Origin of the sequence: Bradyrhizobium sp. 170 (genome assembly GCF_023101085.1) — a bacterium.
Taxonomy (GTDB): domain Bacteria; phylum Pseudomonadota; class Alphaproteobacteria; order Rhizobiales; family Xanthobacteraceae; genus Bradyrhizobium.
This window is the reverse complement of sequence record NZ_CP064703.1, coordinates 8,380,925-8,394,332: the sequence shown is the minus strand read 5'-3', so window position 1 is coordinate 8,394,332 and position 13,408 is coordinate 8,380,925. Positions and strand designations below refer to the sequence as shown.

Below are 13,408 nucleotides of genomic sequence, written 5' to 3'. Positions count from 1 at the left end.
AGCAAAACACGCTAGTCAACCGACAGCGCCTTCGCTGTCGGGAAAGCGGTGGGGCAATGTCAGTCTCACGCGCGTGCCTGGATGAGTCCCTTGGGCGCAGGAGCTCAGTTCCAGCTCCGCGCCACAGCGCGCCGCGCGGCTTCGCATGTTGCGCAAGCCGCGCGCCGCTTTTATCGCGCCTGCCGCCGCGCCATCAGGCGCGATCTCAAAACCCTTGCCGTCGTCCTCGACGGTGATGCAGCCGCGATCGAGGCCGTCGGCGCCGGCAAGCGTCTCTATCCTTACCGTGATACGCTTCGCATTGGCATGCTTGACCGCGTTGGTCACGGCTTCATCCAGCAGCCGCACGATCTGAATCACATGCCACGGCCGCAGCTCGGGATGCACCGGCAGGCCCTGCGCCGTGACCGCGCGCCAGTCCAGCGCGATATCATGCGGACGCAGCTGTGCCGTGGCGCGTTCGCGCCACGAGCCCAGCGCCAGCATCAGATCGCCGCCGATGTCGTCCATCGAATCGATGACGAGGCGCAGATCCTTCAGCGCCGCGCGCGCTGCATCGCCGATTCCCGCGCTGCCATTGCCGCGCTCGCTCAGCGCCACGATGCTGACGAGCTGGCCGCCGAGCCCGTCATGCAGGTCGCGCATCAGCCGCGTGCGCTCGCGCGCCAGCGCCGCGGCGCGGGCGCGTTCCTCCTCGCGGGCGAAACTGGCCTTCAGCTTCTCCTCGGCTTCGCGTACCTGGGTAACCAGGCGACTGGCAAATCCGTCGACCTCGTTCAGCGCGCGGGCGAACCGCCAGGTCAACCCCGCGCCGATTGCCACCAGCATCGCCGAATAGGACAGCCGCGCGGTGAAGATGCGATTGGGCATCATCTGAAATACCGAGAGCAGGTCGACAATCCAGCAGGTCAGCATGATCGTGACCGCGCAGCCGAGCAGGAGGCTGGCGACATTCCGCCGCTTCAGCATCGAGCGGGCGGTGACAACGGCCATGATGAGAAGCGAGACGCCCACCATCGGCACGGCGAGATACAGGAACAGCGCGCGCACCATCGCCTGGTTTCCGAACAGGCCGGCCAGCGCCAGCAGTGCGCCGGGAATGAAAATGATCCAGCCATAGCGCTGCCATTTCCACCCCGAGAACAGCAGCGCAAATGTCAGCACCAGCCCGCTTTCAATCGGAGCCGAAGAAATCAGGATCACGTTGAGCCGGGAAAATGGCGTCTCGCCCATCGGCGTTTGCAGGAACGCCTGCCCGACACCCACCGCCATTGCCGCGGCCAGAACGCCATAGGCCGGCTCATGGCGCCGCATCACCCACATGATTCCCAGGATGACCGCGAGGATCGCCTGCCAGGACGAGAACACCACCGGCAAGGTGACGAAGATCAGCGTTCTCAGATTATAGCTCGGACGCAACAGCTGGTCCGGGCCGACCCAAATGCGGTCCAGGAAGCCGGAGATCGGGCCCCAGATGAACAATCTGATTGAAACGTCGTTGCTGCCGTCGTGCAGCACCGATGCGGGGATCACCGCGATCTGCGCCGTGTTGCGGTCGGGACGGTTGGCGGCGGGATCGCGCCGGCTGTCGAGGATCACGACGCCGTTGACGGTGACCTCGACGCCGTTGGTGAACCGCGGCAGAAACACCGACCAGGCACGCGCGGCCTCACTGGCCGGCCGGATGAACTGTCCGGCGAAGCGCGGCGGGTCGTTCATCGCGTGGCGCAGCGGTGAAAAATACGGCAGCGTCACCGCGCGCTCGGCGCCGCTTTCCGAGAGCCTGAACGCCGTGACTTGATATTCGGCGGGAGGCCCCGGCAGCGACTGCCGCAGCGCGAAGATGCATGCGGCCACGATCAGCGCCTGCAGCAAAAGGTATTGGACGAGACGGGACGTCTGCAGCCGCCGCCGCTCGCGGGCGGGCAGTTGTTCCGCCGTCGCGTCCTCGTCGTGGTCGTTCACAGCTTTATCAAGCCCTGCTGGACCGCCTCGAACACCGCTTCGCCCCGGGTATGAACCTCGAGCTTGCGATAGATATTCTTGATATGCCCGGGCACGGTCTGGCGCGACAGGCCGAGATGGCTCGCGATCTCCGCGTAGCTGAAACCCTTGGCGATGCCCCAGAGGATGTCGATCTCGCGCGGCGTCAGCTTGGCGGTGTTGAGTGCGGGGCCAGGCGGCGGTTCGGGCGTGTTCTGGGTCCGGCGCACGATGAAGCGCGCGATCGAGGCCGATATCGGCGAATGCCCGGCGACGAGATCGCGCACGGTGGCGGCGATATCGGTCGGGAACGCGTCCTTGAGCAGATAGCCGGTGGCGCCGACGGTGATCGCCGAGATCACGCTCTCCTCGTCGCCGAGGATCGAGATCACCATGATTTCGGTGTCGGGAAAGCGCTGCCGCGTTTCGCGGATCAGGTCGACGCCATGGCCGTCGGGCAGTTGAAGGTCGGTCAGCAGCACCTTTGGTGCGCCTTGCGCGAGGCAGGCGCGGGCTTCCGTGAGCGTGCCGGCGGCCCTGACCTGATATCCGGCCTTGGTCAGCGCGTCCTGCAGCCGCCAAAGCGTCGGCGCGTCGTCCTCGACCAGTACGACCGTGATGGCCTCCACCTTCGGCTCATCGCTCAATGAATTCATCTGAAAAACTCCGGCCGCCTGTCCCTGCGGCCCCCGCAAGTTTAACCCCGCGGCTGCATTTTGCGACACCCATGTTCATGGGGCGGGAGTTTTACGAGATTCGGGGGAGGCACGGCGGGCGAAAAGGCTTATACGGTTGCCTCTCAACGAGGCCCCTTCAGATGCCGAAAGCCCCCAAAAACGCTCCGCCAGACCCGCACGCTTCCGAAGCAGGTCTTGCCGTCACGCCTGGCGACGTCACATCAGCGGCGGCTGCGATCCGCGATTCGGTCATCGTCACCGAATGCGACCAGAGCCGGACGCTGAGCGAGATCTGCGGCTGCAATCTCTGGCTCAAATTCGAGAACCTGCAGTTCACCTCAACGTTCAAGGAGCGCGGTGCGCTCAACCGGCTGCTGGCGCTGTCGCCGGACGAGCGGCGGCGTGGCGTGATCGCGATGTCGGCCGGCAACCATGCGCAGGGCGTGGCCTATCATGCCAACCGGCTCGGCATTCCCGCCGCGATCGTGATGCCGATAGGCACGCCGATGGTGAAGATCGAGAACACAAGACGTCACGGCGCGGAGACGATCATTTCCGGCAAGACGCTGGAAGAGGCCGCCGAGTTCGCGCGCGAGCATGGCAAGGCGAAAAACCTCACCATGATCCATCCCTACGATGATCCGCATGTCATCGCGGGGCAGGGCACCATCGCGCTCGAAATGCTCGCCTCCGTGCCGCAGCTCGATACGCTGGTGGTTCCGATCGGCGGCGGCGGACTGATTTCCGGCATGGCGATTGCTGCCAAATCGCTGAAACCGGAGTTGCAGATTGTCGGCGTGCAGGCCGAGCTCTATCCTTCGATGTACAACGCCATCAAGGACGAAAGCCTGCCGATGCGCGGCGACACGCTCGCCGAAGGCATCGCCGTCAAGTCACCAGGCCGGATCACCACCGAAATCATCCGTCGTCTCGTCGACGACATCGTTCTCGTCACGGAGGATCAGATCGAGCGCGCCGTGGCGATGCTGATCGCGATCGAAAAGACGGTGGTCGAAGGCGCAGGCGCCGCGGGCCTTGCCGCGGTGCTGGCAACGCCGGAGCGTTTTGCCGGGCGCCATGTCGGCCTCGTCCTTACGGGCGGCAACATCGATACGCGGCTGATCGCCTCGGTGCTGACCCGCGAACTCGCGCGCGAGGGGCGGCTGACGCAGATCGCCATCGATATCGTCGACAGGCCCGGCCAATTGGCGGCGGTCTCGGCGCTACTCGCCGAAGCCGGCGCCAACATCATCGAAGTCTCGCATCAGCGCACATTTTCGGACCTGCCTGCCAAGGGCACCCTGCTCGAAGTCGTGATCGAAACGCGCGACCGCGCGCATCTGGACGCGGTGATGAAACGTCTCGGCGAGGCCGGCTTCGTCGCGTGGCTGCCGGGGCGGCGGTAGGCGCAGCATTTCGAGCGAAGCAGATACCGGTTCGCGTAAAGAAAACCGCGTCAAGACAAAATGCCGGGCGCAGACCCGTGCATTCAAAGTGACGGATGGACGCCTGCTTGGGTGACGAGCGCGCGCTGTATCACTGATAACCCGATGGATCGAGAGCGGCGCCAACAACGAGCCGCACCTCCGTTAGTTAGTCAGGGGTCGGGGTTAAACCTCCGCGCGTTTAGAATTCGTGAATTGACTTTGCCCTTAACGAGGTCAGGTTTTGCCCGTCGATCCGTCGCGTGATCGAATGCTAGGTTAGGCATCTCGGCGTACGCTACTCGTTGCGCTCAATGACACGCACGGCTCGAGCCGAGCTGACACGGTTCCTAATGTATCCAGTCAGCCCCACCTTCATCTTTTCGCGACATGTCAGGTGCCGCTGCCTGAATCCTTTGCCGCTGGTGCGATAGCCGCGGTGAGCTACCATCGAAGTTTCGGGTCCGGTACGCCGCGGATTGCAGCTATCGGCACTGTTCACGAAGTACTTCAATTCTCAGATTTCAACGGCCTCCTATGTCTCGATTACCGGGAGAAGAGACATGTTGAAGCGGTCATTTATTTTTTCTTTGGCGGCTGCCGCGAGCTTCGTCGTCATATCGCCAGTTGTCTGGTTTGTTCTGGATGCTGATGTGCAGTTGAAAAAGGCGAATGCCACGACTTCAACCACCGCTCTGTCATCCAAGGCCGTAGCTCCCGAGCCTTTCAAAATGTCCTACGCCGCTAACCAAACGACGGCGAGGCTACTTGCACTGGATCGGAGGCAGCATTTGGCTTTCTGGACCGTCGTTCTGAAAAATAGAAAGCAGGTTTGCGATGTTGTTGTTCGGACCAGGTATCAAGGCGGTACTGAATCCGGGGTCGATAACTGGAGCATTGGCTGTCAGGACGGTCACAAATATTCGATAAATGTTAATCCAGACGCGCAGGACTCAGTCTGCACTCGAAACACATTCGCCCCAAGTGCTGAATAGCGCCTGATCTTTCAGCGCGCAGCGACATCGCCTCTAGATGCCATCGGCTATACCTTCACGCCCTCGTGTGCGCTGACATTTCACAGCGCCTGTTGTGAATTCTGGGGTAGACTGAGGGGTCTGGTGCTCTGCCGATGGGAGACACCCATGAACGTTGCGGCTTGGTTGCGCGGTCTGGGGTTGGGGCAATATGAGAAGGCGTTCAGCGAAAACGACATTGACGCCGCTGTCCTTGCCCGCCTGACCGCCGACGATCTGATCGGGATTGGCGTCACCTCGGTCGGCCACCGCCGCAAACTGCTTACCGCGATCGCGGAGTTGTGTGACGGGGCGACGCCGACGCCTCCTCCTGCCCCGAGCGCACCGGCCTCGATATCGGGCTTGGCTTCGCCGCTGCCGGAGGCCGAGCGGCGGCAGGTGACAGTGCTGTTCGCTGACATCGCCGGCTACACGAAGCTCTCCGACGAACTCGACGCCGAGGAGGTGCACGCCCTGCTCGGAAGCTTCTTCGATCTTGCCGACGCAAGCGTCGTCGATCACGGCGGGACTGTTGACAAGCACATCGGTGATTGCGTGATGGCGGTCTTCGGTGCCCCGGTGGCATATGGCAACGACCCTGAGCGATGCGTCCGGGCTGCCCTCGATATCGGGAGCCGCATGCCCCTGGTCGCGGCCGATCTCGGCCGCCCTATTGGCGTGCACATCGGCATTGCCAGTGGCGAGGTTATGGCCAGCGGCACCGGCAGCGCGCGTCACGTTGAATACACTGTCACCGGCGAGTCCGTGAACCTGGCCTCACGCCTGAAGGATAAGGCGGCCACGGGCGAGATCTTCATTTCGGATTCAGTCTACCGGGCGCTCGCCGAACGGGTCGACTGCTCCGAGGTCGGTGAGCTTGCCATCAAAGGGCTGGCAAAGCCGGTCAGGGCGTGGCGACTGCGCGCCTTTCATGAGCCGGCCCGCTCGGGCCGCCAAGCCTTTGTTGGACGGACCCGCGAACTGCGGCAGCTCGAAGCGGCGCTGGCCCAGTGCCGTGACACGAGACGCGGCCGTGCCATCTACATCCGCGGGGAGGCCGGCATCGGCAAAACCCGCCTGCTCGAGCAGTTCCAGGCGAAGGCCGAAGAGGAAAACTTCGCCTGTCACAGCGGGCTGGTGCTCGACTTCGGAATGGGCTCCGGCCAGGACGCAGTCCGCTCGCTGGTCCGCAGCCTGCTCGGTCTGACGGACGAAAGCAGCCGGGAAGAGATCGGCGCAGCGGCTGAGAAGGCCCGCGACGATGGCATGCTTGCTGACGAGCGACGGGTGTACCTGAACGACCTCTTGAACGTGCCGCAATCAACCGAGCTGCGTACGCTCTATGATGCGATGGACAACGCGGCCCGTGACCGGGGCAAGCGAGCCACCGTCGCCGAGCTCGTCACCCGCGCGAGCGGCCGTCGTCCTCGGCTGCTGGCGATTGAGGATCTGCACTGGGCTGACCAGCCCACACTCGATCATCTAGCGAGCCTTGCCGAGACAGTCCTTGGGTGTCCCGCGCTTTTGGTCCTGACCTCGCGAATTGAGCGCGACCCGCTCCATGAGCTGTGGCGCCCAACGATTGCCGGTGAGCCGATCCTGACGATCGACCTCGGCTCGCTCCAGCCGCGCGAGGCAAACCAGCTCGCCGGGGCCTATCTTGACGCACTCGGCGAACTCGCCCTGCGCTGCATCGAACGGGCCGCCGGCAATCCGCTGTTTCTGGAGCAACTGTTGCGGCATGCCGAGGAGAGCGCCGATGGCGGCGTCCCGGGATCGATTCGGAGTTTGGTACAGGCGCGCCTGGATCGGCTCCCGATGCCCGACAAGCGGGCGCTGCAAGCAGCCTCCATTCTTGGCCAGCGTTTTACTGCCGAAGCGTTGGCAGCTCTGCTCGATCAACCCGGGTGGAATTGCGCTGACTTGATGCGGCATCGCCTGGTGCGCTCGCAGGGCGATCACTTCCTCTTTGCCCACGCGCTGATCCAGGAGGGCGTCTACGACACGCTGCTCAGGAGCCGCCGCCGCGAGTTGCACCGGCGGGCGGCAGAATGGTTCAGGAGCCGTGACCTGACGTTGTGCGCACAACACCTCGACCGGGCCGACGATGAGCACGCCCCTCGGGCCTACCTGGAAGCGGCACGCGCGCAAGCAGCGGAGTACCGCACCGAACGGGCCCAGCGTCTTGTCGAACGCGGGTTGGTCTTGGCCAGGAAGCGGGCCGATGTGAGTGCACTATCGCTGCTCCGGGGTGAGATCCTGCATGACCTCGGTTCAATCTCGGAATCGATTGCGGCTTTTGAGCAAGCCCTCGCAGTCGCCGATGTTGACATCGAGCGGTGTCGAGCCTTGCTTGGGCTCGCTGCCAGCCTGCGTGTGACGGATCGTTTCAACGAGGCCTTTACGATGTTGGACAAGGCCGCGACGGCTGCGGCTACCGACGACCTTGCCGCGGAGCGTGCACGGATCCACCACCTGCGGGGCAACCTCTGCTTCCCGCTCGGAAGGCTCGTCGAGTGCCTGCAGGAGCATGAGCGGGCGCTCGATTGCGCCCAAAGAGCTCGCTCGCCAGAGATGCAGGCGCGTGCGCTTGGCGGCCTGGGTGATGCGGAATACGCACGCGGCCGTATGGCCAGCGCCCATCGGCACTTCAGCCGGTGCGCGGAGCTGTCGCGCGCGTCCGGCGCCGGACGTATCGAAGTCGCTAATCTCAGTATGGTCGCCCACACTCAGGTGTACCTCAACGATTTCTCCGGCGCGCTCGCGACCGCCCAAATGGCAGTCGAGTTGGCGGCGCGGGTTGGGCATCAGCGGGCGGAAATTATCGCCCACAACGCGGCGTGCAACGTGTTTCGCACGAACGGGAAGTTTGCACGTATGAGGATGCCTGCCGAGCGGGCGCTGATGCTTGCTCGGCAGCTCGGCGCCAAAAGATTTGAGGCGATCAGCCTCAATGATCTGGCCATGGTCGCTCGTGCAGAGGCGAGCAGCACGAAAGCGATGGACCTGCTGTACCGTGCCTTGGCGATCAGCCGGGAGACCGGGGTCAGCTTTGCGGGACCGTGGATCCTCGGCCACCTTGCGGTCACGACTGAGGATCCCATCGAACGTCAAACGGCGCTGACGGAAGGCGATGAGATTCTCCGCAAAGGCGCGGTGAGCCACAATCATTTGTGGTTCTTCCGGTACGCGATCGATGCCTCGCTGGACTCTCAGGATTGGGACGGAGCGGAGCACTACAGCGCGGCGCTTGAGGACTATACGCGGCCAGAACCGTTACCCTGGGCCAGCTTCTTCGTCCGATATGGACGCGCCGTTGGTGCACATGGTCGGTGCCCAACCGGACAGGAGACGACATGCAAGCTTGGCGACCTGCTGACAGAGGCCGAGCGCCTTGGCATCGGTCCTGCGCTAGGGGCCCTCGCGTTACTGCAACGGGCCCGTCGCCAGCAAGAAACGTGATGTGAATGCAGACGGGGAATTTTTAGCGGAGGACCGCTCGGGGTCAAATAGAGTCCATCGATACCGCCGGCCGAACTTGATTCTTGACCAACACGACCTTCGCGTGATTTTTCCAAGTGCTGTCAAATGCCATCGAGCACCGCCATGGCCTCGCGGGAATCGACGGTTTCGAAGCCCTCGGTGAACGAGCCGTAGATCTTGGCGAGTTCCTCGTAGGCTACCGCTCGTTGATCGCCTTCCGCCAGAAGTCGCGTGAGCCTTGTACTGCCTCGCAGGAGAAGCGCGCGGGCATTTTGGACTTGTGCGCTCTCCATGGCGTGCCGGAGGCAGCATTCCGCCTTCGCTTGGTCGCGGGTTGCCAGAGCGAGATCGCCCTCGAGCAGGTGCAGACTGGCGTCGGCCCAATGCTCCTCATTGCGCTCGGCGGCCGCGCGGGCCTCGGCGAGAGTGACGATCGCCTCCTCAAGCCGCTGCGCTCGGCGGTAAAGGTCAGCAAGGATTCCCAAATAGTGCGGTAAACGCAGCTCAGCCCCGGTGGCCCGGAGGTCCCGCACGCCGACGCGAACGCGTGCAATACCATCCTCGATGTCGCCTTCCTCGGCGACGGCCCAGCCGTTCATGATCGCGGCCCAGGCATCATAATAGCTGAACCCGTGTTCGGTGCAGATTGAGCGGGCCGCGTCGGCACGAGCGCGGACCTCCGTCGGCTCGAGACGGAACTGGTGCAGCATCGCCGCGTAGGCGAGCGCCACTGCCAAGCTAAACGGGTGGATGAGTCGATGGGCCAGATCGATCGCATCCTGCGCCGCCCGAAGCGCGGTGTCCGCGAACCCAAGATGCCAGTCGACATGAGCCGTATAGGCCCGGCCGAAGACGTGAATGTTGACGCCGAGCGACAAGGCATTGGCGGGATCGCCGGCATGCAGGATCTTTGCACTGCTGATCTCCAGGTGCTCGCGCGCCGATCGGTGCTCGCCCTGGTGGAACAGATTGAACGCCAGGGCATTGTGTGCGTCGGCCTGCATCACGAGATCGTCGCCTTGCTCGACCAGGTCGACGAGTTCGGAGCACAGCTCGCTCGTGCGCAGGATGTGACCGCGTACGTGATTCACATAGCACAGGCCGCGCAACGCTCTGGCGAGATGGCGACGGTGTCCGTATCGTCGCGCTAGATTCTCCGCTCTGGCGTGCGCCGTCTCGACCTCTGGAGCGGCAAAGCCTCTTGTTGCGGTCAGCGGGGGACCCAGCGCAATCTGCACCTCGAGCTCGCGGCACAACTGCTCATCGGTGGGCGGCTGGCTCCCGAGCATCTCAAGGGCCGTGGTCAGATGACTTATCGCCTCCCTGTTTGCCGATCGGCCAACCGCGAGCTGTCCGGCCCGTAACCAGAAGTCGATCGCCCGATCGGCGTTTCCGGCTGCGGTCAGATGGTGCGCAAGGAGCTCGGGCTGACGCGCGACAAGGTCGGCGAACCGCGCCTCGAGGACGGCAGCAATCCGGCCGTGGAGCTCGCTCCGTCGACTCTTAAGCAGCGAGGCGTAGGCGACGTCCTGAACCAGCGCATGCTTGAACGTATAGACCGCCTCGGGCGGTGTGCCGCGCTGAAAGACGAGCTCCGACTTCACGAGCCGGGCGAGCGCCTGGTCGAGATCAGCCGGTTCTCGTGCGGCGACTGCATCGAGGAGCTCGTAGGTGAACTCACGGCCTATGGCGGCGCCAACCTGGACCAGATCCTTGGCCGAAGCCAGGTGATCGAGCCGGGCCATGAGAGAGTCCTGCAGGCTCGCCGGAATGGCAAGCGCGCCACGCGATGCGACCAGAGCGAGACCCTCGGGCGTATTGCGCAGCATGCCCGATTCCAACACGGTCTTGGTAAGTTCTTCGATGAAGAGCGGAACGCCCTCGGTCTTCGCGACAATCTCGTCCACCACTGCCGGAGGAAGACGGCGCGCACCTGATGTTTGCTCGACAAGAGCCGCCGCTGCCCGGCGCGCAAGGCGATTAAGCGTCAAGGCCGTTACATGGGGGAATGACGGCCAGGGCGGCGTCATCTCCAGCCGGAACGTGATGATTACGAGCACCGGCAGGCGCTGCACCCGCTCTAGGATCAGCCCGAGGAGCTCGAGCGATGTTGGATCGAACCAGTGCGCGTCCTCAAGCACTGAGAGAACCGGCCGTCGCTGGGCCAGGCCTTCGAGCTGTGCGAGAAGCACCTCCAGTGTCTTACGCTTCTGGGTCTGCGGCATTAGGTCGAGCGGCGGGTATCGACCGTCCGTAGGAATGCCGAGGAGAGCCGCGATGAGCGGCACGGCTTCGGTGAGATCGTCGGTCCCTTGCGCAAGCAAAGACAAGAGCTTGGAGAGCCGCGTCGGAGGCGTGTCGTCGCGCTCGAACGCCGCTGCTCGCTCAAGCTGGTCGATGAATGGCCAGAGCACAGTATTGGCGTGGTAGGGCGAGGCACGATGGGAGATTCGAGTGTGCGGCTCGTCGGCGATCCGCTCTCGGAGCGCCTCGATGAGTCGCGACTTGCCGATTCCGGCCTCCCCGGCGAGAAGCATCGCCTGACCCTCGCCATTCTTGGCGAGATGCCAGCGCTCGAGGAGAAGTCCCAGTTCCTGCTCCCGCCCAACGAGCGGGTTCAGGCCCGCTGTGTGGAGTGCCTCAAAGCGGCTCTCCGCTGCGCCCGAGCGGACGATCCGCCAAGCGTTGATCGGTTTTCCGAAGCCCCGCAGTTCGCATGGTCCGAGGTCTTCGAGCTCGAACAGCCCGCCGATCAGGCGCCGTGTTTGCTCAGCGACGACGACTTCGCCGCTCCCGGCTACGGCCTGCAGGCGGGCGGCGAGGTTCGGGGTGTCGCCGACGACCGCTTCCTCCTGCGCCGCACCAGTGCCGAGGAGATCACCTACGACGACGAGCCCTGTCGCGATCCCAATCCGCGCGGCAAGCGGGTGGCCGTCTGGCGACCGCAAACGGCCCACGGCCTCGACAGTCGCGAGGCTGGCTGCCACCGCCCTCTCAGCCTCATCTTCGTGCGCGCGCGGCCAGCCGAAGTAAGCCAGCACGCCGTCACCCATGAACTTGGCAAGGTGTCCGTCGAAGCGTGCGATCTCGCCCGCGACTGTGTTCTGGTAGGTAGTCAGCGTCTCCCGCATATCCTCAGGATCGAGCCGGGTGGAAAGGGATGTCGAGCCGACAAGGTCGACGATCATCACAGTGAGTTGGCGGCGCTCCGCGTGCGACGGCCGCCGGATTGAGGCGGTGGACGACGGCGCGGCCTCCAGGGCAGCGATCGCCGTTAGCAGCTTTTTTCGGTGTCCGAGCGGCAGACCAAGCTTCTCGAAGTCGGCGTCTGTGAGCGACGGCAGCACGCCAGCATCGATGGCCTGCTCGCGGAACAGCGCCGCATATTTGGAAAGGCCGAGATCTTCAAGCCACTGCGCGACGTCCATTCCGCGACGCTCCGCCAGCCAGCCGCCGCAGTGAAGTCTAGCAGAGAACGAGGGACCACGCGGGGATTGCTGGCCTGCGCTTGCTGGTCGCAGCAGCCTCTTTCACCCGGCTCGCATCGACCGGACATCCCGCTGGCAACGGCCAGCCATCGACAGGCGACGCGGTGCAATTTAGCAACCGTCCCGTTCAAAACTAACCGACGCATTGATCAAGAATTGATCGGAGCGAGTGGCGAAGCAGGTTTAATGCGAGCACCATTGTGCTAAAGTAGAAAGCATAACGGTCGAGTAGGACTGCTCTTGCGGAGCGGCCTGCATCGTTAGCGAAGTCTGCCGTCCCGCGGTCAATACCGTTCAAGGGAGGATAAGATGTCGCTTGATCGTCGTCATTTCCTTGCAGCTACCGGGGGCGCTGTGGTTGGCCTCGTTGGCGGGTCATGGAGTGGACGTGGTGTCCAAGCTCGCGCACCAGTCTCAAAAAATCAGGTGCCAGGATTCTACCGGTTCAGTCTCGGACAGTTCCAACTCACAGTCGTGAGCGACGGCACAATTGCTTTTCCAGCGGAGATGCTGTGGCCAGAAGCGCCTAAAGTGGAACGCGATGCCGTCCTTGCGTCGGACTTCCAGCCAGTGGACAATTCTACGCTCCAGGTGAATGTGTTGGCCGTGAACGCGGGCGATCGGCTTGTGCTTATCGACGCAGGCTCCCGCGGAAAGATGCAGCCACCGCGGGCCGTCTACTTCAGAACCTCGCCGCCGCCGAGATCAAGCCGGAGGAGGTCGACACGGTCCTGATCACGCATGCCCATCCGGATCACCTGTGGGGGGTCGCTGACGCCAGTGACACCGAGCGGACGTTTCCAAACGCCGAGTATGTGATCGGCGAAGCGGAATTGAACTTCTGGATGCAGCCTGACCACCCGTTGGCAAGTGATGCTGTTTGGGGCGACATTTACCGCCAGAACATGAAAACACTGGCGGCGATCAAGGATCGCACCCGGACTGTGAAGCCAAACGGCGAGGTGGTCCCGGGCATCACGGCGATAGCCACGCCCGGGCACACGCCGGGGCACACCTCGGTGCAGATCGCGTCCGGTTCCAACCAGATTTTTTGCACTGCAGACGTTGTTGGGAACCGCGCTGTCGCCTTCCAGCACCCCGACTGGCGCGGTGGGTTCGACCTGGACCTCGACCAAGGCGCGAAGACACGCCGAGCCTTCCTTGATCGATGCGCGAGCGAGAAGGTGATGGTCTCGACCTACCATCTACCGTTCCCCGGGATTGGCCATGTCGTTCGCGCCGGCACAGCGTTCAGCTGGCTTTCAAGCGATTGGAGCTGGGACGGCGTAAGTCCCACTTAAGTTCACCTAGCCCAACTGGCCGACCATTGTGTGAAAGAG

The 13,408-nt window shown here is 63.6% G+C and carries 6 protein-coding genes and 1 pseudogene; 4 read left to right on the top strand and 3 right to left on the bottom strand.

All coding sequences use genetic code 11. The features are described 5' to 3' along the window. Window positions 1–15: 15 nt before the first annotated feature. Both IVB05_RS39570 and IVB05_RS39565 read right to left on the bottom strand, forming a co-directional pair. The gene (locus IVB05_RS39570; RefSeq protein WP_247781490.1) at window positions 16–1,965 is read right to left on the bottom strand and encodes an ATP-binding protein; all 1,950 of its coding nucleotides are present in this window, start codon (window positions 1,963–1,965) and stop codon (window positions 16–18) included. Continuing rightward, window positions 1,962–2,630, bottom strand: coding sequence for a response regulator transcription factor (locus IVB05_RS39565; RefSeq protein WP_247787337.1), 669 nt, complete (start codon window positions 2,628–2,630; stop codon window positions 1,962–1,964). The genes IVB05_RS39570 and IVB05_RS39565 overlap by 4 nt, the downstream gene beginning before the upstream one ends. Before the next feature lie 170 nt (window positions 2,631–2,800). On the opposite strand from IVB05_RS39565, the gene IVB05_RS39560 reads away from it, so the two are divergent. From IVB05_RS39560 to IVB05_RS39550, 3 genes are all read left to right on the top strand, one after another. Then, on the top strand, window positions 2,801–4,066 hold the full coding sequence (locus IVB05_RS39560; RefSeq protein ID WP_247781489.1) for a threonine ammonia-lyase: 1,266 nt from the start codon (window positions 2,801–2,803) through the stop codon (window positions 4,064–4,066). Window positions 4,067–4,647: 581 nt separating this feature from the next. Continuing rightward, window positions 4,648–5,079, top strand: coding sequence for a hypothetical protein (locus tag IVB05_RS39555; RefSeq protein ID WP_247781488.1), 432 nt, complete (start codon window positions 4,648–4,650; stop codon window positions 5,077–5,079). A gap of 147 nt (window positions 5,080–5,226) precedes the next feature. Further along, window positions 5,227–8,559 (top strand): adenylate/guanylate cyclase domain-containing protein, encoded by a 3,333-nt coding sequence (locus IVB05_RS39550; protein WP_247781487.1) that lies wholly within the window; start codon window positions 5,227–5,229, stop codon window positions 8,557–8,559. Window positions 8,560–8,681: 122 nt separating this feature from the next. Here IVB05_RS39550 and IVB05_RS39545 read toward each other — a convergent pair whose 3' ends face one another. Beyond that, window positions 8,682–12,008: an AAA family ATPase gene (locus IVB05_RS39545; RefSeq protein WP_247781486.1), complete on the bottom strand. Its 3,327-nt coding sequence runs from the start codon at window positions 12,006–12,008 to the stop codon at window positions 8,682–8,684. Window positions 12,009–12,748: 740 nt separating this feature from the next. On the opposite strand from IVB05_RS39545, the pseudogene IVB05_RS39540 reads away from it, so the two are divergent. Continuing rightward, window positions 12,749–13,369, top strand: a pseudogene (locus IVB05_RS39540) (MBL fold metallo-hydrolase); the annotation flags it as partial. Window positions 13,370–13,408: the final 39 nt, after the last annotated feature.